The following is a 26,348-nucleotide window of genomic DNA, read 5'->3' as shown; positions in this document are numbered from 1 at the left end:
AAGTATCTTTGCACCCGTGAATAGACAATCATATAAAATGTGAATGCATAAACTATAAAACATAAATCAAAAATGAATAGAACATGATTGAACAAGTGTTAACAATGAAACGGACAGCAGCCTTATGCTTGGTGGGAGCTTTCTGCAGCCTGAATGCTCAGGCTCAGAAGATCCAGGTCAAGGGTAATCTTGTTGACGGTACAGGTGAGCCTCTCATAGGTGCCACTGTAAAAGTGAAAGGAAACGCCGGTGTCGGTGCTGTCACCGACTTTGATGGTAATTTCAGTATCAGTGTTCCTTCAGAGAATTCTATCCTCGTATTTACATACGTGGGTATGAAGACCAAGGAAGTAAAGATTGGTACGAAGAGAGAGTTCAAACTTACCCTCGAAGACGACAATGCCATCGGCGAAGTTGTAGTCGTTGGTTATGGTCAGCAAAAGAAGGCATCTGTCGTAGGTGCCATTACCCAGACCACAGGTAAGGTGCTGGAACGCGCAGGTGGTGTATCTGATATCGGTTCTGCCCTGACAGGTAATCTGCCTGGTGTGATTACATCATCTTCATCAGGTATGCCTGGTGATGAGGATCCTAAGATTGTGATTCGTGGTGTGAGCTCCTGGAACTCTTCAGATCCTCTCGTACTTGTAGATGGTATCGAGCGACCTATGTCGAGTGTTGATATCCATTCCGTACAGTCTATTTCTGTATTGAAGGATGCTTCTGCCACCGCCGTGTATGGTGTGAAGGGTGCGAATGGTGTTATTCTGATTACCACCAAGCGTGGTACAGAAGGCAAGGCTAAGATTTCTGCCAGTGCAAGCTCTGCGATCAAGCTGGTGTCTAAGTTGCCTGAGACCTACGGTTCAGCCGATGCGCTCTATTATGTGAACCAGGCAATCAAGCATGAGTTGGGACTCTCACCTTCAAGCTGGGGTGACATCCGCTCTACCGACTTCATCAACAAATATAATGCTCCTGCAGGCAGTATTGATCCGGAGACCGGATTCCTGATGAGCGAGCGTTATCCTGATGTAGATTGGCAGAAGGAACTCTTCAAGGACTACGCCATGTCTTACAATGCCAATGTGAATATCGCTGGTGGTACCAAGGCAGTGAAGTATTATGCAGCCATCGACTATCAGCACGAGGGTGACCTCTTCCGCGAGTGGGATAACAATCGTGGTTATACCAGTGGTTACGGATTCAACCGTATCAACGTTCGTTCCAACCTCGACTTCCAGCTCACCAAGACTACCATGCTGAAGGCAAACCTTTCGGGTAGCCATGGTATCCGCAAGTCTCCTTACGGACTTGACAAGGGCTCATGGGCTGAGACCCAGCTTTGGCAGGCAGCTTACTCTGCACCTCATGATACCTTCCTGCCACAGTATAGCGATGGTGTTTGGGGCTATTTCCCTAAAGATGATCAAGGTTCACCTAACTCTGTAACCAATCTTGCACTTCATGGTGAGCAGTCAACCACCACAACCCGTATCAACACCGACTTTACGCTCGAGCAGGATCTTTCCTTTATTACAAAGGGTCTGAAGGCATCTGCCCTCGTATCTTGGGACAACGTGTTTGTGGAGGCAAGCCGAGGTATCAACGACCTCAACCATGCTGCCCAGTATAAGTATATCGACCCTGTTACTGGTGTGGTAACCTATAAGGAGAAGCCTGCGGGACACAACAACTTCGATTTTGTGGAGACCATCGCATGGAAGACTGATGCAGGTGCGCTCAACAACAATCTTACCCAGCGTAACCTCTTCTATCAGGCACAGCTCTATTGGGGACGCAAGTTCGGCAAGCACGATGTAACCGCCATGGGCGTATTCAACCGCTCTGAGCGTGCTACGGGTTCTGAGTTTACCAACTACCGTGAGGACTGGGCATTCCGTACCACCTATAATTATGACGACCGCTACATGTTCGAGTATAACGGTGCCTACAACGGTTCGGAGAAGTTCTCCAAGGACAATCGTTTCGCCTTCTTCAATTCAGGTGCTATCGGTTGGAACGTAGCCAACGAGAAATGGTTCAAGCCAGTGACAGAAACAAAGGTATTCGGTAGAAATCTGATTGATATCCTCAAGCTTCGCTACTCTTATGGAGAGATTGGTGAGGATAATGTATGGGAACGCTGGCTCTACCAGACCACTTGGGCTTATGGTGGCAAGACCCATCTTGATTCAACCAACCCAAACAGCGAATCCATTTACACCTGGTATAAGGAAGCAAAGGTAGGTAACCCAGATATCCATTGGGAGAAGGCCATTAAGAAGAACTTCGGTATCGACTATGCTTTCCTCGGTGGTCTCGTAGCCGGTTCGCTTGAGTTCTTCAGCGAGAAGCGTTCCGACATCATGATTGCCGGCGGCAGCCGTTCGGTGCCTTCCTATTTCGGTGCTTCTGCTCCTTACATGAACAAGGGTAGGACCAAGACCACAGGTTATGAGCTTGAAGTTCGACTGCAGTATGATTTTGCCAACGGTATCCATGCCTATGCCAACATGAACATGACGCATGCAAAAAATGTTGTTACCGAGCATGACGACCCAGCGTTGCTTCCTGCATACCAGAAGAACGTTGGATTCTCCATCGGACAGGGCAAGAGCTATCTCGACAATGGTACAGCACAGTCTTGGGATGATGTCATCGCCATGACTCCTCACAATACCAACGACAACCAGAAGTTGCCAGGTCAGTATATCATCACCGACTTCAATGGTGACGGTGTGATTGATACCAATGATAGTGCGCCTTATGGCTTTACAGGTACTCCTCAGAACACCTACAATGCCACTATCGGTATTGACTACAAGGGATTCAGTATCTTTGCGCAGTTCTATGGCGTGAACAACGTGAGCCGCTATGTAGCATTCAACTCACTGCCTAAGCCATACCTTCACACGGTGTTCAAGGAGGGTGCTTACTGGTCACCATCAACTCCAGACGGTATTCCTTCACTCCGTATGAACTCTACTCCAAGTTACTATGAGGGTACCCGCTTCCTCTACGATGGTTCGTTCTGCCGCTTGAAGAACCTGGAGGTGGCTTATACCTGGAATGACGGATGGATCAAGAGTCTCGGTCTCTCGATGTTGAAGGTTTATGTAAATGGTAACAACCTCTTCCTCTGGACTGATATGCCTGACGACCGTGAGTCGAACTTCGCAGGTACAGGTCTTGCTTCTCAGGGTGCATACCCTACAATGAAGCGTATCAACTTCGGTATCAAGTTAGAGTTGTAAACAGCGTTAATATAACACATTATTTATTATGACAAGAATAATTTCTAAATATAAGTCTGCCTGCCTGGCGTTGGCATTGGGATGTTCTCTCGCCATGACTACCAGCTGTACAGACTATCTTGACAAGTCACCAGAATCGGATGTATCTGCAGAGGCTGCTTTCAAGAATTTCAAGAATTTCCAGGGCTTTACAGAAGAGCTTTATCTCTGTATTCCTGACTTCTCCAAGAGTTACTGGACCACGTCCTGGAACTGGGGTGAGGATGATATCCAGGCAGTGGGTATCAACTATCACATGAGCTACAAGGTTGACCAGGGTGACTTCTGGGGCTGGCAGAAAGAGTACGACGGATGGGGTGCAAGCTTCATGGACCAGGGGGATAAGTTTGATCCTCTTGCTCCTGATGGCCGTTTCAAGCGTGGTCTCTGGAAGGCTGCATGGTATGGTATCCGAAAGGCAAATCTGGGTCTGGAGAATATGGATCTGATGACGGCTGCCACTCAGGAGGAGAAGAATACCATCAAGGGTCAGTTGCTCTTCTTCCGTGGATGGCTTCATTTCCAGCTGATGCAGTATTTCGGCGGTCTGCCATATATTGATCATACTGTAGCTGCAGACAAGCCAATGACTCTTCCTCGCGAGACTTGTCAGGCATGTGCCGAGAAGGCTGCTAAAGACTTCCGTGAGGCTGCAGAGCTTCTGCCTATCGACTGGGATAAGTCTTCTGTTGGTCGCAATACATTAGGTAAGAATGGCTTCCGCATCAACAAGATTACCGCACTTGCCTATGAAGGCAAATCGCTCTTGTGGGCAGCTTCTCCACTGGTGAAGAACTGCGATGACAAGATGAATGTAAACGGCAATGCCAGCACCTACGATTACGATACCAACTATGCACAGCAGGCTGCCGAGGCACTTGGCGAACTCCTTACTCTTGTTGAGACCGGACAGACCCAGTACAAACTCGTGGATTTTGCTGATTACTCAGATCTGTTCTATACCTGGAACAAGAACATGCTTCCTCCAGGTTCTACCGAGAATATTCTCCGTGATATTCCAGCTGATGCATGGCAGAACTCTCACTTCGGAGTGTTCACCGAGTTTGGCGGTCAGATTCTTACAGGTGGTCAGGTTTACTCACAGCCTACAGCCAACTACGTAAACTATTATGGTATGAAGAATGGTCTTCCTCTCGATGACCCGGAGTCTGGTTTCGACAAAACCCATCCTTGGAAGGACCGTGACCCACGTTTCTATCACGACATCGTATATGATGGAGTAAAGGTGGTAGAGGGAGAGATCAAGCCGGATGCCAACCGATATGCCAACCTCTATACAGGTGGTACTTACCGTGACGATACCAACGAGAGCCGCACTGGTTACCTGCTCTATAAGTTCATTCCTATGATCGCCAACAACTATGATATGGGTGCAACTTTCAACAAGTTGTACATTGATGTGCCTTACCTGCGTCTTGCCGACTGTTATCTGATGTATGCCGAGGCTTGTGCAGCCGTAGGTGGAGCCACCGCTTCAGCCAAGTGCTCACTCACAGCTCTCGATGCAGTGAACAAGATTCGCGAGCGTGCCGGTGTAGCCGGTGTTGCAGCTAAGTTTACCGGCAACAAGGACAAGTTCATGGATGAGGTTCGCCGCGAGCGTGCCGTAGAGCTTGCTTTCGAAGGTCATCGTTTCAACGACCTGCGCCGCTGGTTGCTTCTCGACAAGGCACCTTACAACATCAAGACCTCTCAGGAGTTTGTACGTGCAGGCGAGTTTGATCCAAAGAATCCACAGAACACCGAGGTTTCCGGTTTCAAGGAGAAGACCATTCTTACCCGCCACTTCACAAGCAAGCACTGGTGGATGCCTTTGAAGAAGAAAGACACCAGTATCTATCCTGAGATGTTCCAGAATCCAGGTTGGTAATAGAGTGTGAATCAAGAAAACAATTAAAAGAATAAAGAAGAAAAAATTATGAGCAACATAATTTCAAGATATAAAGCGATTCTTCCGGTTTCCCTCTTCGCTCTCTCTGCACAAGGAGTGATGGCACAGGATGCCACAGAAGCAGACACCATCAACGTGGCATTCCGCAAGGCGGATGCCCGTGATGTAATCACTCCTGTCAGCACGGTCAATGTGAAGAATCTGCTGGAGAAGAACTATAATACCTATAGCCTCGATAACATGCAGGCTTTGGCTGCAGGTTATAACGGGTCGCTGTGGAACCAGGGTGATGCACTTGTGCTGATTGACGGTGTGCCACGTGATGCAAACAATGTTTTGCCAACGGAGATTGAAGACATTACCTTCCTCAAGGGTGCTTCTGCCGTTGTTCTCTACGGTAGCCGTGCTGCAAAGGGTGCCATTCTCATCACAACAAAGCGTGGTAAGATTGAACCGCTGAAGATTACAGCACGTGCCAACTATCAGATGAGTGTAGCGAAGTCTTATCCTACCTACCTCGATGGTGCGCAGTATATGACGCTTTACAATCAGGCACTTGCCAACGATGGTCTTTCTGCTAAATATTCAGCTGAAGACATCTATAACACGGCTGCAGGTACCAATCCTTACCGTTATCCAAACCAGCAGTTCTATAATTCTGATTATCTCAAGAAGACCAAGTCTCGCTACGATGTGACGGCTGAGTTCGAAGGTGGTGGTAAGTTTGCACAGTTCTATACCAACGTGAGCTACTACCGCGAGGGTGATTTCCTGAATTTCGGTGAAGGAAAGAACAACTATACCGACCGCCTGAACGTACGTGGTAACATCGACCTCCAGCTCGCAGACTGGGCTTCTGGTTGGGTGAATGCCAACGCTACCTACTATAACCAGCATGGTTCAAACTCCAAGTTCTGGGAGGCTGCTTCCAAATTGCGTCCTAACCGTGTGGCTCCATTCATCCCGCTATCATATCTTGACCCGATGGATGCCAATTCGCTGGCTCTCATCAATAACTCAAGAAATATCATCACCAATCCTGCGGGATTGCCAGCCGGACAGTATTTCCTGGGTGCTACACAGGAAGACCAGACCAATGCCTTCGCAGATATGTATGCAGCAGGCTACAACACCTGGACATCCCGCCAGATGCAGTTTGATACGGGTGTCAAGTTTGATCTGTCTTCTGTGCTCAAGGGATTGAGCTTCAAGACCATGTTTGCGGTTGACTATTCTACGTCATACACCACATCCTTGAACGACAGTTATGCAACCTTCGGTGTCAACTGGACACAGTTTGATGGCAAGCAGGTTATCGGTTCCGTCACACAGTATGGTGAGGATAAGCATACAGGTACGCTGAACTCCAGCAACTCAAAAGAGCGCCAGACGCTTGCCTGGACCGGTCAGTTTGACTACGTTAACTCCTTCGGCAATCACAATGTGAATGCCACCTTGCTCGCCAATGGTTATCAGCAGACCATCAGCGGTGAGTATCACAAGGTAAGCAATGCCAACCTGGGACTTCTCGTGTCATACAACTATGCACATAAGTACTATGCCGACCTGGCTGCCAATGCAGTACACTCAGCCAAGCTTCCTGAGGGCAACCGTAATGCCATCTCTCCATCGGCAACTCTCGGCTGGAGACTCTCTAAAGAGAATTTCCTGAAGGATGTAAACTGGCTCGATGACCTCCGTCTTACCGCAGGCTATACCGTATTGAACCAGGATCTTGATATCAAAGAGTACTTCATGTATGAGAATATCTTCACGGCTACCGGTACATGGTGGGGATGGTCTGACGCCAACAACAGCATCCAGACTTCCGACTCACAGCGTGGTGGTAACGACAAGCTGGGCTTCATCAAGCGTAAGGAGTTCAACGTAGGTTTGAATGGTGCCTTGTTCGGCAACCGACTCAGCTTTGCCGTGAACTACTACAACACAGTGACCGATGGTTTGCTTGCTCAGCCAGACTATATCTATCCGAGCTACATGCATACCTACTGGCCTGTATCTACATTCGTGCCATACGTCAACTATGGTAAGAATCGCCGCACAGGTGTTGACTTCTCTCTCGGTTACAAAGACAAGGTGGGAGACTTCGAATATGCTATCCAGGCATTCGGACAGACCAACAGTTCAAAGAACCTGAAGGTTGCAGAGAATGTAGAGTATGACTACATGCGTACAGAAGGCAAGCTCACTGATGCCCTTTGGGGATATGAGTGCTTAGGCTACTACAACAGTAAGGATGAAATTGAAAATGATAAGGTCAAGAGCTCTTTAGGTACTGTGAAGCCTGGTGATCTGAGATACAAGGACCAGAATGGTGATAATATCATCGACAGCAAGGACCGCGTGGTTATCGGTCGCTGGAGCGCCAAGTTCACCGGTGGTATGAATCTTACCTTGAAGTACAAGAACTTCACTCTCTTCGCCATGTTGACAGGTCAGTTTGGTGGCAATGCTCTCAAGGACGATACCTACAACTGGGTTTACGGTGAGCGTAAGTACAGTGACGTGGTACTCGGCGCCTGGACAGAGAGTAAATACAAGAACGGTGAGTCTATCACCTATCCTCGTCTGACAACACAGAGTAGTGACAACAACTTCTGTGCTTCCGACTACTGGATGTATTCAACCGACCGTATCGACTTGAGCCGCGTGCAGCTTACCTACGACTTCAACAAGTCTCTCTTCGGAGACAACAGTTTGGTGAAGGGCTTGCAGGTATATGTCAATGGCAGCAGCCTCCTGACGATAGCCGGTGAGCGCAAGCAGATGGAACGCAATGTAGATTCTGCTCCTCAAACCCGCAGTTTCACCATCGGTGCAAAGGTTGAGTTCTAATATAAAAATAAAGATAACGAAAATGACAAAAGTGATGAACAACTTACTATCAAAATATAAAATTGGTGGAGTGGTGCTCGGACTGGCTCTTTCGATAGGACTGACAAGCTGCGACGATATGTTCGAGCCTGCCATCGAAAACCATCTGGGTTTCGAGTATATGTACGACCATCCTGACTATGCTGATGGTGTGCTTGGCAACGCCTATACCCGTTTGCCAAACCGCGAATACAGGTTCAACGATGTCGCTACAGACGATGCAGTGAGCAACGATGCCACCGAATCTTTGCGTAAGATGACTGGCGTAGATAGCTGGACTTCAAGCAACAATCCGGTGGAAGCCTGGCGCGACTGCCGTGCAGCCATCCAGTATATTAACCTCTTCCTTGCCAATGTGGATAAGGTAAACTGGAACAGCGATGAGACTGTGCGTGCCATGTATGAGCAGCGTTATATCGGCGAGGCAAAGGGTTTGAGAGCACTCTTTATGTACTATCTGCTCCGTGCCCATGGTGGTTGGGCCAATGGAACACTCCTCGGTGTGCCTAATATTCTTGAGCCAACGGATGTAAACTCAGATTTCAATTCTCTGGAGGTGCGTGCTTCTTTTGCCGACTGCATGAAGCAGCTCATTGAGGATGCAGAAGAGGCTGTACGTGTACTTCCTGTTGACTACAAGGATACGGATAACGAGACAATGACCGTTAATTGCCTTGGCAAATCCTATACAGTTACAAAGGCTACTTACAATCGTGTACTTGGTTCCAACTTCGCCGGACGCTTAAGTGGTCGTATCGCCCGTGCCGTTCTTGCACAGGCTACATTGATGGCTGCATCTCCAGCCTTTGCCGATGGCAGCGGCGTAACCTACGAGCAGGCTGCCAAATATGCCAAGGCTGTGCTCGACCTCAATGGTGGCATCTCAGGCATCGATATAAATGGTTTGGAGTGGTATGCAGACCCAAACATGAAGGATCTTGATGCGGCAGAATGTCCTAAGGAAGTACTCTGGCGTACAGAGAAGAGCGAGAACAATGATTTGGAGACCAAGAACTACCCACCATCAATCTATGGTCAGGGTCGTATCAATCCAACCCAGAATCTTGTAGATGCATTCCCTGCAGCCAACGGTTATCCTATTACAGATAAGAAGAGCGATTATGACCCAGCTAATCCATACGCAAACCGTGACCCACGTCTGGCTAAGTACATTATCTATAACGGTCAGAAAGCAGGTTCAGGAAATACTGTCATCAATACACAGGCAGATAACGCAGACAATCTCGATGGTCTCAACAAGGATGTTTCCAAGTCAACCCGCACAGGTTACTATATGAAGAAGCTCCTCCGTCAGGACATCAACCTGGATCCTACGGTTAACGGCAAGGCTTATCATTATACAGCCCGTATCCGTTACACAGAGCTTTATCTGGATTATGCCGAGGCAGCCAATGAGGCTTATGGTCCTAAGGGTGGCACAGGTTACTCAGCCTACGATGTAATCAAGGCAATCCGTGAGCGTGCAGGCTTGGGAGAGTTTGGTGAAGATCCATACCTGGACGAGTGTGCACAGAGCAAGGAAAAGATGCGTGAGTTGATCAGAAACGAGCGCCGCATCGAGCTTTGCTTCGAAGGCTTCCGCTTCTGGGATCTCCGTCGCTGGAAGGCTAACCTCACAGAGGAGGCAAAGGGTATGAGCATCACCAACGAAGAGGGTAGCAAGAAATATACTCCAATCTCAGTGGAAACACGTAACTTCAAGGAGAATGCCTTCTATGGTCCTGTGCCATACGACCAGATTCTTAATTTCCCATCACTCGTTCAGAACACAGGATGGTAAAAAGAACAACATTTGGTAATAAAAAGAAAAAAAAGAAGATTATGAATAAAACATTCAGAAAAATAGGAACTGCAATCATGGGACTTGCCTTGGTAGCTGGTCTTTCTACCTCTTGTTCAAACGGAGATTGGGAAGATAGTCTTCAGGGAGGAACAGGCAATGGTGGCAACAACGGTAAGATATCTGTATATTTCGCTATGCAGGCACCTATCCGCGTTATCACCCTCGGTAATGACGATGATGCGGTAAATACCGACGACAATGCTCATCAGTTCAAGTTGCAGGCAACTTGGGGTGGTGGCTACAAGAATACCAAGGACTGTAAGATCAGCTATCAGATAGATCCTTCTCTTCTGCCAGAAGGCAGTGGTATGGAGGTGCTCCCTGAATCCTACTATACCCTGGAGGATCCTAACACCCTGACTATCCCTAAGGGAAAGATTATTGGTGGTACAACAGTGCATCTTACTGATGCCTTCTTCAACGATCCGAAGGCTGCTACTACTCACTATGTGCTGCCTGTAAGACTCGTTTCTTCCCTCACTGGTGATTCTATCATTGAAAAGCAGAACTACCAGATGATCTGTGTGAAGTACAAGAATCAGTACTCAGGTATGTATTGCAAGACTGGAACTACCAATATCCAGGATTTGAAGACCATTACCCACAAGAATGAGGATGCCCTGGATGTGGTTTCAACAGTAGATTTCAACACATCTTCCATCACTTTCTCTTATCCGATAAAGGAGTGGAAGTATGATGATGCAACGCATAGCTGGAGCCAGATTGATGCAACCAAGGAGATGACCTTGACGCTGGCATTCAATGGTGAAAACTGTAAGGTTCTTCAGGATGGCAAGGAGATCGGTACTGGTACTTTTGCTCCTCGTGGCATTCAGGATTTCAGCGACAAGAACCGCATGGCTGATTGTCTGAAGATCAAGTTTAATGCTACTGTAGTGACCAACGCCGGTGATGCAGAGCACGAGAAAACATGGAACATCTCTGCCGACTATGTGATGTCTATGATGAGTCGTGGCAACAAGCTTGAGTCATGGAAGTAATTTCGTAACAAACTAATGAAAATGAATTTAGTAGTATGAAAGTAAATAAATATATTATATCTGCACTGGTCTGCCCATTTGTTTTGGGCAGCTGTGCAGACTGGGATGACTGGAAATATGACGTCGAGAAGCCTCAGACCATCGCTCAGTATGAGTACCTCAACGACTATGCGCCATTGAAGGAGTATCTGGATCGTGATGCTCATCCTGGCTTTAAGGTAAGTGCAGCACTTGCCGTGGACGAGTTCAACCAGCAGGGTCCTCTCTTCCGTCTTGCAGCCCATAACTTTGATGAGATTGTTGCAGGCAATGCCATGAAGATGGCTTCCTGTGTCAACAATCAGGGTGAGATGGATTTCAGTAAGGTATCTTCCTTTGTACGTGCAGCAGAAGATGCAGGGTTAACAGTTTATGGTCATACGCTTGCCTGGCATGCTCAGCAGCCTAGCAAGTATTTGAACGGGCTGATTGCAGATAAGCCTATTCCTGAGGCGCCGGGCGACGGCAATCAGTATATTAGATATACCACAGAAAAGGCTGGCTCAAATCCCTGGGATAATCAGGCTACCTACAAGTTGGCTACGCCATTGGAAAAAGGGGGTGCTTATACTTTTTCAATGAAAGTGAAAGCATCACAAGATTGTGATCTTGATTTTTGGCCAATCTGGAATGCTAGTTCTAACAAGAACCAGTGGGGTGGTAGTAATGATGTTCAGTACTTGCCAGCTCAGAAAGTTTCTACAGAATGGAAAACGGTTACCTGGACTTTTAATGCATCGTTTCCTCATGATATGTTGCAATTTTGTTTCGGTAAGTTAGGTGGTAGCATCGATTTCGATGATGTCAAATTGGTAAAGGATGGCACTGAAACCAACTTAGTGGCTAATGGCGATTTTGCTAAAGATGATAAATCTGCTTGGGGTAGCAACTGGCAGGGACCTTCTTTTGCAATCAAGCAAGGTTCTGGTACAAGTGCATCTGGAAACTTCTGTATCAAATATACCACAACTAAGGATGGCTCAAATACCTGGGATCATCAGGCAGTTTATACGTTGCCTAATGCATTGAAAAAGGGCGCTAAGTATGTCTTGACGATGAAGTTGAAGGCTTCATCTGCTGCGGAATTTGCTTTCTGGCCTATCTGGGATGCCAGTCCTAATAAAAACGAGTGGGGTGGTAGTAATGATGTGCAGTATTGTGAAGCTCAGAATCTTACTACTGACTGGAAAACATATACTTGGGAGTTTACTGCTGCGTTTACACATGATAAGTTGCAGTTCTGCTTCGGTAAAATGAAGAAAGCCGAGAGTGTATATATGGATGATATTACCCTTGTCATGGAAGGTACTGAGGATAATCTTGTTGCGAATGGCGACTTTGCCCAGAATGCAACAGCCGGTTGGGCTAGCAACTGGCAGGGACCTGACTTCAAATGTGAAAAGTATGGTAATGGTATCCCTCTCACTCCTAAGGAGAAATCAGATACTCTTACCTGGGCTATGAACAAATGGATAAGTGGCATGATGCAGGCCACTGAAGGCAAGGTGAAGGCTTGGGATCTCATCAACGAGGCTATCTCAGGTGGTGGTAATGTGAATGGCTTCTATGCTCTTCAGACTGAGGCTACCAGTGAGCATAATCCACAAGATTTCTACTGGCAGGATTACTTTACACCAGAGATGTATGGTCCTATCGTAGAGAAGGCGGCTCGTGATGCTTATGCTGCGGTAGAGGGTACAACCCCTGAAGACCTCAAGCTCTTCATCAACGATTATAACCTGGAGTCTGACTGGGACAACAACCAGAAGGTGAAGTCGCTCGTTTACTGGATTGGCGTATGGGAAAAGAAGGGTCAGGAACTCGGCTGGAACACCAAGATTGATGGTATCGGATCACAGATGCACATCAGCTACTACGAGGATCCACAGATTCTGGAAAGCAAGAAGAAGGCCATCCAGAACATGCTCAAGATCATGGCAGAGACTGGCAAGCTCGTCCGTATCTCAGAAATCGATATGGGCTATGTAGATAAAGATGGCAAAGATGTTACTACTGCTCAGCTGGAGAAGCTTCCTATTGAAGAGCGTGTGGCTAAGGAAAAGGCTATGGCTGAACACTACAAGTGGATTATCGAGCAGTATTTCAAGATCGTTCCTGTCAGTCAGCAGTATGGTATCTGCCAGTGGTGTCTCACCGATTCACCAACAGACAGCGGTTGGCGTCCTGGACAGCCTGTAGGTCTTTGGAACCTCAACTATCAGCGCAAGCCTGCTTACGGTGGTTTTGCTGATGGTCTTGCAAATAAGCAGCAATAGGACATTAGTTTAGGTTTTAGCATATAAATAGATTAACCGAAATATATGTTAGTCGTGACAGGTCAGTTGAGCCATGAGGCTCGACTGACCTTTTTGAATTCTCTTTTTTACACCACGCAAAGGCGTTGAGTGTAAAAGGCATATCTTTGAAAAACTAAACTCAATAAATTGAATGATGAAGAAACTGATAATTTTAGCAGGTTTATTGGTGTCTTTGCAGGTGAATGCGCAAAATTATGCCAAGCAGTGGTGTGCTGACAATGGTGATGGCACTTATACCAATCCAATCATCAACTCAGACTTTCCTGACCCTGACATTATCCGCGTGGGGGATACCTATTATTATGTATCTACCACAATGTTCTATTTCCCTGGTGCGACAATCTTGAAGTCGCACGACTTGGTGAACTGGGAATATTGTGCCAATCCTCTCCAAAAAATAGCGGAGTCGGAGCCTTTTAATCTTCAGAATGGATATAATCAGTATTCCAAAGGGCAATGGGCTCCTAGTCTGAAATACTACCAAGGTAAGTTTTACCTTCACTTCATCGCCTTCAACCATGAAAAGTTTGCCGATGGTGGTGACTTCCTCTTAACGGCTACAGACCCTGAGGGTGAGTGGAAGGTGCAAAAACTGAATGGCTTCTATTATGATTCTGGTCTTCTCTTAGATGAGGCAACGGGACGCCGCTTTGTGGTGGCAGGATACAATGAAATCAGTGTGACCGAGTTGGATGAAAACTTCAATGCCATCGGTTCCTCTAAGCAGATTATCAATAAGCCAAACTCTGGATTGGAGGGCAGTCACATGTATCATATCGGTGATTACTATTATATCTATGCCACATACGGTGGAGGTTATGACCATAGCCAAACCATCTTCCGTTCCAAGGATCCGTTCGGACCATACGAGGAGCACGATGGATTGCTTTTCGAAAAGCAGGACATCCATCAAGGGGGATTGGTACAGACGCAGACAGGCGAATGGTGGACGATTCTCTTCAAGGATGCAGGTACTATCGGGCGTATTCCGTATCTCGAACCTGTGGTATGGAAAGATGGATGGCCTATTCTCGGTAACAATGGTATTGATGTGAGCAAGGGTGGCAAGTCGTACAAGAAGCCTAATGTAGGTAAGGAATATCCAAAAACATACTTGCCAACCAATGATGGTTTCAACACCGACAAGCTTGGGATGCAGTGGGAATGGAACCACAATCCTGACAATTCGGCATGGTCTTTGACCGAACGACCTGGATTCTTGCGCTTATACACGTCGGGCATTGTGAAGGAAGGCACCGACACCAAGCTCAACGAATTCTTACAGGCGCGCAATACCTTAACCCAACGCATGTTTGGGTACGATAAGGAGGGTGCCTCTACTTCCACCGATACGTATGGCACGATTTGCTTAGATGTATCCCATATGAAGGAAGGTGATGTGGCTGGGCTTTGTGTATTCCAAGACCCCCATGCTTATGTTGCAGTAAAGATGATCGACGGGAAGAAAAGAGTGGTTTACTATCGTGCTCCTTGGTGGGAACCAAAGGCTGATTGGCAGGGTGTAGTAGATGATAAGGAACATTATAGGACGTTTAGCACATCTACCGCTACGCACAACGATAAGATTTATCTTCGGGCAGTGGCCAATTTCAAAACCAATAAATTGAAGTTCTTTATCAGTTGGGACAATCAGAAGTGGTATGATTTGGGCAAGGACATCGAAACCGAAATGCGCTATACCCTCAAGATATTCACAGGCAACCGCTTTGCCATCTTTAATTATGCAACCCAGCAGAATGGAGGCTATGTGGATGTGGATTGGTTCTCGACAGAAGAGACTGTTGATGAAAATAAATTCAACGATTTGACTGCCATTGAGCAAGTAGAGTCGAAGACTAAACGTATTGTTTCTCGCCAGTTTTATAATGTGTCAGGTGTAAAGTTACCGAGATCTCAGCATGGCTTGAACATTGTGAAGACGCGTTATGAGGATGGAACGGAGAAAACTTATTCTTTTGTTAAGCAATAAAAAACTAAATTAGAAGGTCAGTTGAGCCGTAAGGCCCGATCGGCCTTCTCCTAATAGCGGGAATGGTTCGTAAAAAATAACATATATGATGAAACGATTAACGATAAACTCTAAACTGATGATATGGCTTGGCATCTGCATCGTCTTTGTATGCATTTGCCATTCTGCCGCTACTTACCATTTTTATTACTTGGAACAGTGGAATACGTTTTATTGGGATGCCGATGCCGTATGCCAAACCTTGGCTAAGCCGGGTGGGGTGGCTATTGTATTGGCAGACTTCCTTATGCAGTTCTTCTGTTATGGGGCGGGGCCCGTTGTGTATGGCATCTTGATGACTTTGGTAGCTTATGCCCAAAGCTTATGGGTGAAAGAGGGAGCCAGATACCTAGGTTGCATCACGGCGGTTGCGATGCTGATGACACTTGTTTCCAATATGAGCTGTTTGCTTGCGGGCAGTGTGTGTTTGGTGATGATTATGTTCTTGGTGGCGGTTGTACTTCGTTGCAGACTTTGGTTGAAGGTTGTCGCAGTCGCTATGATAGCTTTGGTGGTAAGAAAAAATTGCTTGGTTCGAGAAGGCTCTGCGCTAAACTTCATGGCTTATCTGCCTTGGCTTATGGCTGTGGTCGTGGGGGTGTTGCAACTTTGTTATGTTTATCTGCAAAAGCAACTCGGCAAATATGGCTTGATGGCTCAGTGTGTGGTTGTGCTAGGGGCGGTTGTTGTCCTGTTTGTTTCTAGCTATCAAGCTCAGGACGAATATATGAAGAAAATCTATTATTATGTTCGTCACCAGCAATGGGATGAGATTATCAACCGTAGCAATAGCCGTGGTGCCAAGGGCAATGTCACCTTCCAACTCTGCCGCAATATGGCACTCGCCGAGAAGGGAGAACTGGGAGAAAAACTGCTGATGTTTGACCAGCAAGGCATGAACAGTATCATGGCTTCCGATTTTAAGACCTTGCAGATGAGCATGCTTATGATGGATGTCTATTATGCGATGGGCTATGTGAACATGTCGCAGCTTTATGCCTTTGAGTCTCAGGAGTACATGGATAATAAAAGCCCATATCTTTGGCAACGATTGGTGGATACGAACATCGAGAATGGCGCCTATGCGGTGGCAGAGAAATATATCAAGCTTTTGGAGCGAACCTTGGCTTACCGTGATTGGGCTAAAGAACGACGCAGATTTCTCTATAACGACAAGGCTGTGAGGGCAGACAAGGTGTTGGGAATGAAACGCAAGTGTATCTTCTCCGATGATAAGTTGATGGGCAACGGTGGCTTCGACAACGACTTGGCTTCCATCGTCAAGGCTTGTCCTGAGCATCGTGCCACTTTGGAGTATTTGGGAGCGATGTATATCGTGGCGAACCAACGTTCCAAGTTCTTGGCTCTGATGAAGCAATACATGGGAACGAAGGCTATGCCGCACATTCCTGCCTCTTTTGCCAAGGCAATGGAAGTGTTTTGTAAAAATCCAGAATGAAAGAGTGATTAGATTATGTTAATCCAATAATAAGTGTTTGCAAAATGATGTGCTATATATATAATAAAATGAAATGCAGAATCGGTAGAGTAGTGATGGCTTGCCTCGGATTATGTTTGTTGGCAAGTTGTTCTTCACGAGTGGTTGTTGATAAGCAACTCTCCGAGTCGCCTAAGATATTTCCGGATTATCAGAATGTAACGATTCCAAGTCAGATGGCTCCGCTCCATTTCCGAGTGGAAAAAGAGCCAGGCGAGGTTGTCGCTGCCATTTTTTCCACAGACGATGGAAAGAGCGTAACGGTTCAGGCGGATGATACAGAAGTCTGTATCGGTGAGGGTGATTGGAAAAATCTCATAACTTCCGCTTCTCGCATCGAAGTACAGGTAGTTGTGAGAAGAGGTGAGAATAATTGTGGTCTCAAGCCTTTCTCGATCCACGTCTCGCCTGATCGCATTGACCCCTATATGGCTTATCGCCTAATCGAACCAGGCTATGAGCAATGGTACAAGATGGGCATCTATCAACGTTGTCTTTCCGATTATTCGCAGTCGCCTATCTTGGAGAATACGGTGACGGGGAATAATTGCATGAACTGTCACAATTTCTGCAATCGGAATGCCAAACAGATGATGCTGCATCTGCGTGCTGGAAAGTTGGGAGGCACATACGTGATGCAAGGAGATGGTTTGGCTAAGAAGTTGAGCATCGATGTGGATAGTATCAAGTCGTTGGTTTATCCAGCTTGGCATCCTTCAGGCAAGTTGATCGCTTTCTCAACCAATGCTACCCATCAGGGTTTTCACTCATCAGACAGAAATCGCATTGAGGTCTATGACCAGAAGTCGGATGTCGTGGTTTATGACTTGGCATCCAACCATATCTTTACTTCTCCTTTATTGAGTTCGCAACGAAGTTTTGAAACTTATCCTTGTTTCTCACCAGATGGCAAGCGTCTCTATTTCTGTACCGCAGATAGTGTGGAGATGCCTCGTCGTTATAAGGATGTGAAATATAGCGTTTGTTCCATAGCCTTTGATGCTGCCCATCATGCTTTTGGCACTGAGGTTGATACGCTTTTTTCAGCTCATACGACAGGTAAAAGTGCCGTAATGCCTCGCATTTCGCCAGATGGCAAATGGTTGGTGGTTACGGTAGCCGATTATGGTTGTTTCCCTATTTGGCATCATGAGGCAGATCTTTGTATCATCAATCTCCAAACCAAGGAATGTCAACCTTTGTCGGCTGCCAATAGCCGAGATACCGAGAGTTATCACTCATGGAGCAGCAATGGTAGATGGCTCGTCTTTGGCTCGCGCCGAGTAAATGGGCTTTATACGATGCCTTATATTTGTCATATCGACAAGAACGGCAAGGCTTCCAAGCCATTCCTTCTGCCACAAAAATCTCCTGATTTCTACGACAAGTGCTTGAAATCATTCAATATTCCCGAGTTCGTGAAGGATAAAGTGGAGTTGAAAGACATAGAGAAAAAATAATTTTTTCTCGATTTTGTTACCACCACCTAAAATATAGGGAACGACAAAGGGTGAGCCTACTGGTCTCTGGGATCTCAACTATCTTCGCAAGCATACCTATGCAGGTTTTGCTGCTGGTCTTGGCGCTCCTGAATATTGGAACGACGCCAAGTAATTACTCTAAAAGACATTAGTTTTAGGTTTATCATACAAAGATTAACCGAAAAAAGATGTTAGTCGTTAAGGTTGGCTGTGTTGTGATGACACGGTCAACCTTTTTTATATAGTATAAAATGTTGCTTTATTTGGAAATAGATTATTTTATATCCCTTTTCCCTTTTTTCATAAACTATTTGTAACACCACATAAAGTTATAACTGACTTTTTATACTATCTTTGCCAACAGATTAGAGTAACCTCTCAATCTTATAACTGAATTTATTAACTTAATAACAAATTGTGCTTATGAAAAAAGTTATTTACTTTGCTGGCAGCATATCGCCATTGTGGATGATATCGCCAAGACTATCATGACTAACATAACATTCATAGGTATTATGGGTGCTATTCTTTCTAGTGACAAATACTCACATAAATATAAATTTAGTGTAAAACATAAGTTCTATATTAATGTAAGACGATAACAGTTTACGTATGAAAAAGAAAAATATCCAGACCCCCGTTTTATCAATGGCCATTGCTGCATGTATGATATCTCACCAGCAAAATGCGCAGGCCGGAGAAAATCAGTCCCTGCAAAATGATTCCGTGCCTTATGTAACCATGCCGGACGTTTCCCCAAAACTCACCACAGGAGATGGAAATCCCCTGCTGGATTTTATGTTTACAGCGGATCCAACTGCAGTAGAATATAATGGCAGAATTTATGTGTACGCAACAAACGATCAGCAACAATATGATTCAATAGGCGGTTACGGAAAAAACTCCTACGAATACATCAAATCTCTGGTGATGATGTCTTCCGATGACATGACAAACTGGACCTATCACGGAATTATTAAAACAGACAGCATCGCCCCATGGATACAAACATCATGGGCACCGTCGATTGCAAAACGTGAGGAAGCGGACGGCAAGACTCACTTCTACCTCTATTTCTCCAATAGCGGGGGTGGAACCGCAGTGCTGACATCCACATCCCCCATAGGACCGTGGTCAAGCCCGCTGAATCATAGTTTGGTAGACACAAACACTCCCGGCATAGCAGGAGAATGCAAAGCTGCTTTCGATCCGGGTGTAGTCATCGATGACAAAGGAAAAGGTTGGTTGACAGTAGGCGGAGGATGTGCTCGCATTATGCGTTTGGGAAAAGACATGATTAGTGTGGATGGCCCGATAAAGCCCATCCGGGCTCCCCATCATTTCGAAGCTAACGAATTAAACTACATCAACGGCACATACGTTTATACTTATAACATAGATTGGCAAGATTTTAGCGACTGGCCTCTCCCGACAGAGAAACCAACCACCTGTTGCATGAGTTACATGACTAGCAAAACTCCGCTGGTAACCAAAAGTTGGAAATACCAGCACAACTATATGAAAAACCCTGGAGATTATGGATTTGACTACAGCAACAATCATACACATCTACACAAATTCCGCGGGAAATGGTATGTATTCTATCACACAATGAGTTTGCAACATAGTTTCAATACAACAGCTGGTTTTCGTAATGTTTGTGTCGATGAAATACAAGTTGACGAGAATACTGTGAATATCCACATGGGTAATCAGACTCTGAAAGGCGTAAAACAGATACAGCCTATGAATCCGTTCATCATCCAGCAGGCCGAAACCACAGCTGCCACACAAGGCGTCAAGTTCACAAATGGAAAAAGCATCGGGGACATGTATGCCGTTACCGTTCCCAACAAGACTGGCATCATTGCTGTCAGAGGTGTGGAATTCAACAAAGTACCTTCCAGTCTGGAAATTAAGGCATCCGGAAACGGAATCATAGAAGTTCGCCGGGATAGGCCGGACGGAGAAGTCATAGCTTCAATCAAAGTTGGTACCCCGCAAATGAAACTCATAGAATCCCAACTTCAAAAGAATATGACAGGCACAATGGACCTCTGTTTTGTCCTGAAAGGAAACAATATCACATTCGACGAATGGAAGTTCAAATGATAACTTCCTGATGACAAGGAGGGTGCATTGCCCATTATGATGCACTCTCCTTAACTTTCTGTACGTATCCTGCGCTGAGGAGACTATGCATGGAAGCTGTGCTATCAAACATAACTATAAAGGCAATGTTATCAGAAAAAGATAATTCAGTAATTGATATTTAACATATAACAAATGAGACGTTTAATAATTATCGTATTTTTTTTCATGAATCTGTGCCTTCCTATGGGGACACAGGCAAGTAATGGGGGCAATGTAAGCCCCGATCCAAATTTTCAAATTTATCTATGTTTCGGACAGTCGAACATGGAGGGTAATGCCGCCATCGAAGACATCGACCGAACAGGTGTGAATCCAAGATTCATGGCAATGTATGCCGTGGATGATGAAAAGGCTGGATGGAAAAAAGGACAGTGGCATACTGCCGTTCCTCCTCAGGCACGACCAGACACTGGCCTTACTCCTGTAGATTATTTCGGAAGAAAGATGGTGGATAACCTGCCAGACAGCATCAAGGTGGGAACCATCACCGTGGCGGTGGGCGGTGCCAGCATCGACCTCTTCGACAAGCGTACCTGTAAGGCGTACCTGAAGAAGCAGCCCGACTGGATGAAGAACTTCGCTTCCCAGTATAACGGCAATCCATACGCCCGACTCATCGAGCTTGCCAAGATTGCCCAGAAGCAGGGTGTCATCAAGGGAATCCTGCTGCATCAGGGAGAAACCAACAATGGTGATGTCAACTGGCCTAACCGTGTGAAGACCGTGTATAACGATATTCTGAAAGAGTTGCACCTGAAGGCAGAAGATGTACCTTTGCTCGTGGGCGAAACCGTTCAGAAAGACCAGGGCGGCAGCTGTTGGCAGCATATCGCCATTGTGGATGACATCGCCAAGACCATCCCTACTGCCCACGTCATCTCTTCCAAGGGATGTCCGCAGCGTGGCGACGGATTGCATTTCATTGCCGAAAGCTATCGCACCATGGGTAAGCGTTATGCCAACATGATGCTCTCGCTGCTCGGTATCATTCCGGATGCCAACTATCCGCGTGTGGACAAAGACCGCCGTGCCTACGTCAAGCTTCACGCACCGGAGGCAAGGCAGGTAATCTTCGACATCTGCGGAAAGAAGTATCCGATGAAGAAGGATCTGGATGGCGACTGGTATGGTGTTTCTGACCCATTGGTAGTAGGCTTCCACTATTATTTCCTGAATGTGGATGGTGTACAGGTAGTAGATCCAGCCAGCGAAACCTATTTCGGCTGCTGCCGAGAGGCGAGTGGTCTGGAGGTTCCTGAGGGAGCCGAAGGCAACTACTATCGTCCTCAGCAGGGAGTAGCTCAGGGTCAGGTTCGTTCGGTATCTTACTATGCTGCATCTCAGGGCAAGTTCCGCAGAGCCATGGTTTATACGCCTGCAGAATATGAAACCAATCTCACCAAGCGCTATCCAGTGCTCTATCTGCAGCACGGAATGGGAGAGGACGAGACGGGCTGGAGCCATCAGGGCTATATGCAGCACATCATGGATAATCTCATTGCCGAAGGCAAGGCTGAGCCTATGATTGTGGTAATGGAGAGCGGTGATGTGAAGCAGCCTTTCGTACCACGTCCTGGCAAGGATGTAGATGAGGAGCGCAAGCTCTATGGTGCTTCTTTCTACGATGTGATTATCAAGGATCTGATTCCGATGGTAGATAAGAAGTTCCGCACCTATACCGACAGAGAGCATCGTGCGATGGCTGGCTTGTCATGGGGCGGTTGCCAGACTTTCAACACCGTGTTGCCGAACCTGGATAAGTTCTCAGCCCTGGGAACTTTCAGCGGTGCACTTTTCGGTGTGGATGTCAAGACCTGCTTCAACGGTGTCTTTGCCGATGCAGAGAAGTTCAACAGCCAGATAAACTATATGTTCATGGGCTGCGGTTCTGAAGAGAACTTCGGCACGGAGAAGATGGCGAAGGAGCTGAAGGATCTGGGCATCAAGCTTGATGTCTATGTTTCTCCTGGTACTCATCACGAGTGGCTCACCTGGCGCAGATGTTTCAAGGAATTCGTTCCTCATCTGTTTAAGTAACACGACAAAAAATCAATAAGCTGATATTTTAAGTTGAATCCCGAAGCGGCATGGCTGCTTCGGGATTTTTTAATGTTATATTTATATTATCAAATGTATCATTTGGGATTTTGTTATTTTTCAGAAAGTATTTGTAACATAAAACAAAGCTATGTAACAAAATAAATCTTAATTTTGCAGCGTGCTTCTTTAACAAAGAAAGCTATTTATTTAAAAATGTACAATCGTAAACTTATAAAAATAAATAATTTTAATCTATTCTCTTAGTTGTTCCGTGCACCTAAGGCTGATGACCGCAAGGTTACCTGGGAACATGGTACAGAGGCCAACAGCCGTTTCTATACCGTATCTACCAGTGCAGCCAAGGATGCCGGTTTCGAAGTAGGTTTCAAGGAGGGCAAGCATGAGTTCTTCCCTTATCCACAGACCGTGAAGGATAAGAATCCTAACCTGGAGCAGAATCCTGGTTGGTAATCATGAAGTTGTTTTGTAAATATAACGTTTTTAGAACTATAGATTAGTTTGCCAATTAGGGGGTGTTTTGAAAAGAAGCACCCCCTTTTTTCTTCTTTAAAGGATTTTGCGTATGAAAACATGGATGTGTGCCTTGATGCTGGCGTTATCGACAGGAGCTTCTGCTCAGAACCCGATTATCAGCGGACAGTATTCTGCTGATCCTACGGCTCGCGTATTCAACGGGAAGATATATCTCTATCCTTCTCATGACATTCCGAGTCCTATCGAGAAACTGAAGGAATGGTTCTGTATGGCAGATTATCACGTTTTCTCTTCTACCAATCTTACTGAGTGGCAGGATCATGGAGTCATCGTTTCGCAGGACAAGGTACCTTGGGTACAAGACGGAAGTTATACGATGTGGGCTCCTGATTGTGTAGAGAAAGACGGGAAATATTACTTCTATTTCCCTGCCGCTCCGAAAGGGGAGGAGAAGGGATTTGGAATAGGTGTGGCTGTTGCCGACCAGCCGGAAGGACCATTTATGCCGATGTGGAAACCCATAGAGGGAGTTCATGGTATAGACCCTTGTGTGTTGATAGATAAAGACGGACAGGCTTATATCTACTGGGCTGGAGCTGGTTTGCACATGGCTAAGCTGAAACCAAACATGACGGAACTTGCCTCGGAACCCAAACTGGTAGAGGGATTGCCTGAAGGATTCAAGGAAGGACCGTTTGCCTTCGAACGTAACGGCAAATATTATTTCACCTTCCCTTGGGTACGTGAAAAGAATGGCACCGAAACGCTGGCTTATGCCATGGCTGACCATCCGATGGGACCTTTCACATTCAAGGGCATCATCATGGATGAGTCGCCTACGAAGTGCTGGACCAATCATCATAGCATCGTGGAATATCAGGGACAGTGGTATCTCTTCTATCATCATAATGATTATTCCCCAAAGTTCGACAAGAACCGCTCGGTACGAATCGACTCTCTGAACTTCAATCCTGACGGAACGATACAGAAGGTGATACCTACGCTAAGAGGTGTGGGATTGACGAACGCTCGCTCGCGCATTCAGATAGACCGCTATTCTGCACTGAAAGGCAAGGGTATTGGTATTGATTATCTGGATAAAAACAATTGTTTTGCCGGATGGAAGACTCTCTTCTCAAAATCGAATGCAGCTCTTATATATAATAAGGTGGATTTCGGTAATGAGAAGGTGGAAGAAATCACCGTTCGTGCCAAGTCGGCTAAGGGCGGTGTGCTCGTAGTCAGAGCCGATGGCAAGAAGGGAAATATCATCGCTAAAGTGAAGATTCCGAAGTCGGCAGGCTGGAAGAATATCCGTACCCAGGTGCTTCATGCTCCTCTAGGCGTCCATGCTCTACACGTATCCTTGCAGAGTGGTGCCGATGTAGAGGTTGACTGGCTGGGCTTTGATGCGTTGCCTTGGGAAAAGGGTGCTTTCGAAACTCATCAGTATCGCAATCTCTTTGCCGAAATGGGCTATAAGCAGGCTGATATTGACAGGAAGGTGAACGAAGTATTCAATGATGTATTCTATGGTAAGAATAAGGTCTATTTCGAAGTAGGCGATTCCATGGGATATGTCAGCGATATAAAGAACAATGATGTGAGAACCGAAGGCATGTCGTATGGAATGATGGCTGCCGTGCAGTTTGACAAGAAGGACATCTTCGACCGCCTCTGGCGATGGAGCAAGAGATACATGCAGCATCAGGAAGGACCTTATAAGGGCTATTTCGCATGGAGCTGCAAGACTGATGGAACGAGAAATGCGCAGGGAGCCGCATCTGATGGTGAACTCTATTTCGTAACTTCGCTCATCTTTGCATCCAACCGATGGGGCAATGATACGGGCATCAACTATCTGAAGGAAGCGCAGAATATTCTGGATTGCAGCATGCAGAAGGCGGGAATGGACCGCACAGCTCCGCTTATCAATCTTGAACATCAGCTCATCACCTTTACGCCCGATCATTGGGGCGGGAAGTTTACCGATCCTTCTTACCATCTCCCTGCCTTTTACGAGGTTTGGGCAAAATGGGCTAACGACGGACGTTCTCAGTTCTGGAAGGAATGTGCTGAGAAAAGCCGTGAGTTCCTGCATACGTGCATCAATGAGAAGACGGGCTTGAACCCGGACTATTGCAACTATGATGGCAGTCTGATGAAGACGGGGCAGTTGCTGGGTGATGCATTCCGCTACGATTCATGGCGAGTGCCAATGAACATAGCGCTCGATTATTCATGGGCTTGTAAGGATAAGGAGTGGCAGCAGAAATATGCCAATACGCTGCAGAACTTCCTGTATAGTCAGGGTATTGATTCTTTCCTGGATCAGTATAATGTAGATGGAACGATGGTAGAAGATATTCTGCCGGCAGGTACGGCTCCTAAGGCGCTCCGCCATTCTATCGGTTTTGTTGCCACTGCGGCTGCGGCTTCATTGGTCAGCAATCATGTGAAGGGCAGGGAATTCGTCAGTCATTTCTGGAATGCCAAGCATGAGCCAGATAAAGAAGGCTTCTTCGATGGCTACTACGACGGACTGTTGCGTCTCTTCGCCTTCATGCATCTGAGTGGCCGTTATCAGATTATCGAACCTCAAAAATAAAAAGAATAGTCTATGAACAACTTTTTCAATAAAATAGTAAGATTGTTTTGTTTATGTGTATTCCTTTTTGGACATTCCTCTGCGGATGCCCAAAATAAGGAATTACCTGTAGACATTAATCCTTATTTCGGACCTGTCGGCAAGCAGCCTGTCGTGCCCAATGCGGCTGGCTTTATACAGAGATGGTTGCTTCTGGAGCCAATCTCGATGCCGGTCAAAAGCAATGTCGTTTTTACTGATTCTTATCTGAAGGAGATATTCCATACGCAGTATTTCCCTAAACAGATGGAAACAGTTCCTAAGGATGGAGCCGTCGTGAAGGTGGGCAAGGAAAAACTGAAATGGCATGCGCTGGACAGTAAACTGTTTAATGTGAAACTCTTCCGTTTCGCTACTTCGTTCGAAAAACCCAAGTATGGTGTCTTGTTCTGGGCGGTTACCATTATCGATTGCCCTGAGGAGATGAAAAACGTCCGCTTGGCTGTTGGCTCGAATGGTGCTTCCATGTGGTGGCTCAATGGTGAGGAGGCGGTGATGCTGGAAGGCGACCGAAGGATGGTTCGCGATGATGTGGTTTCTAAGAAGCTTACCTTGAAGAAAGGTAGAAATATCCTTCGTGGTGCAGTCATCAATGGCCCTGGCATGAGCGACTTCTGTGTCCGATTCATCGACGGACAGGGCAAGCCTGTCAGAAACCTGTCTATTCACGTGAAGTAGT

The 26,348-nt window shown here is 46.3% G+C and carries 14 protein-coding genes; all 14 read left to right on the top strand.

Annotated features, from left to right (window positions below; all coding sequences use genetic code 11):
- Positions 1 to 83: 83 nt before the first annotated feature.
- The 14 genes from ACQRBJ_RS00925 to ACQRBJ_RS00860 all read left to right on the top strand — a co-directional run bounded on the left by ACQRBJ_RS00925 (position 84) and on the right by ACQRBJ_RS00860 (position 26,347).
- Positions 84 to 3,257, top strand: coding sequence for a SusC/RagA family TonB-linked outer membrane protein (locus ACQRBJ_RS00925; protein WP_445302651.1), 3,174 nt, complete (start codon positions 84 to 86; stop codon positions 3,255 to 3,257).
- Positions 3,258 to 3,285: 28 nt separating this feature from the next.
- Positions 3,286 to 5,187 carry a RagB/SusD family nutrient uptake outer membrane protein gene (locus tag ACQRBJ_RS00920; RefSeq protein ID WP_445302650.1) on the top strand — a complete coding sequence of 634 codons (1,902 nt, stop codon included), beginning with the start codon at positions 3,286 to 3,288 and terminating at the stop codon, positions 5,185 to 5,187.
- Between the two features lie 48 nt (positions 5,188 to 5,235).
- A complete protein-coding gene (locus tag ACQRBJ_RS00915) occupies positions 5,236 to 8,064 on the top strand; it encodes a SusC/RagA family TonB-linked outer membrane protein (RefSeq protein ID WP_445302649.1) in 2,829 nt (942 codons plus the stop codon).
- 34 nt (positions 8,065 to 8,098) lie between these two features.
- Positions 8,099 to 9,904: a RagB/SusD family nutrient uptake outer membrane protein gene (locus ACQRBJ_RS00910; RefSeq protein WP_445302648.1), complete on the top strand. Its 1,806-nt coding sequence runs from the start codon at positions 8,099 to 8,101 to the stop codon at positions 9,902 to 9,904.
- Positions 9,905 to 9,945: 41 nt separating this feature from the next.
- Positions 9,946 to 10,968, top strand: a complete 1,023-nt coding sequence (locus tag ACQRBJ_RS00905) for a DUF1735 domain-containing protein (protein ID WP_445302647.1) — start codon at positions 9,946 to 9,948, stop codon at positions 10,966 to 10,968.
- A gap of 35 nt (positions 10,969 to 11,003) precedes the next feature.
- Positions 11,004 to 13,283: an endo-1,4-beta-xylanase gene (locus ACQRBJ_RS00900; protein WP_445302646.1), complete on the top strand. Its 2,280-nt coding sequence runs from the start codon at positions 11,004 to 11,006 to the stop codon at positions 13,281 to 13,283.
- Between the two features lie 175 nt (positions 13,284 to 13,458).
- Positions 13,459 to 15,315: a glycoside hydrolase family 43 protein gene (locus tag ACQRBJ_RS00895; RefSeq protein ID WP_445302645.1), complete on the top strand. Its 1,857-nt coding sequence runs from the start codon at positions 13,459 to 13,461 to the stop codon at positions 15,313 to 15,315.
- An 85-nt stretch (positions 15,316 to 15,400) separates the two neighbouring features.
- On the top strand, positions 15,401 to 16,813 hold the full coding sequence (locus ACQRBJ_RS00890) for a DUF6057 family protein (protein WP_445302644.1): 1,413 nt from the start codon (positions 15,401 to 15,403) through the stop codon (positions 16,811 to 16,813).
- Between the two features lie 68 nt (positions 16,814 to 16,881).
- Positions 16,882 to 18,312 (top strand): TolB family protein, encoded by a 1,431-nt coding sequence (locus ACQRBJ_RS00885; protein ID WP_445302643.1) that lies wholly within the window; start codon positions 16,882 to 16,884, stop codon positions 18,310 to 18,312.
- A 633-nt stretch (positions 18,313 to 18,945) separates the two neighbouring features.
- Entirely contained in the window at positions 18,946 to 20,445 is a 1,500-nt protein-coding gene (locus ACQRBJ_RS00880) for a glycoside hydrolase family 43 protein (RefSeq protein WP_445302642.1), read from the top strand.
- A 207-nt stretch (positions 20,446 to 20,652) separates the two neighbouring features.
- Entirely contained in the window at positions 20,653 to 22,524 is a 1,872-nt protein-coding gene (locus tag ACQRBJ_RS00875; protein WP_445302683.1) for a sialate O-acetylesterase, read from the top strand.
- 267 nt (positions 22,525 to 22,791) lie between these two features.
- On the top strand, positions 22,792 to 22,998 hold the full coding sequence (locus tag ACQRBJ_RS00870; protein ID WP_445302641.1) for a RagB/SusD family nutrient uptake outer membrane protein: 207 nt from the start codon (positions 22,792 to 22,794) through the stop codon (positions 22,996 to 22,998).
- 112 nt (positions 22,999 to 23,110) lie between these two features.
- Positions 23,111 to 25,630 (top strand): glycosyl hydrolase family 8, encoded by a 2,520-nt coding sequence (locus ACQRBJ_RS00865; protein ID WP_445302640.1) that lies wholly within the window; start codon positions 23,111 to 23,113, stop codon positions 25,628 to 25,630.
- A 12-nt stretch (positions 25,631 to 25,642) separates the two neighbouring features.
- Complete coding sequence (locus tag ACQRBJ_RS00860) at positions 25,643 to 26,347, top strand: acetylxylan esterase (protein ID WP_295348093.1); 705 nt, start codon at positions 25,643 to 25,645, stop codon at positions 26,345 to 26,347.
- Position 26,348: the final 1 nt, after the last annotated feature.

Source organism: Prevotella sp. SGI.167, from assembly GCF_050313615.1.
Classification (GTDB): domain Bacteria; phylum Bacteroidota; class Bacteroidia; order Bacteroidales; family Bacteroidaceae; genus Prevotella.
The sequence above is the reverse complement of the archived record's forward strand: the minus strand, read 5'-3'. Positions and strand labels throughout refer to the sequence as shown.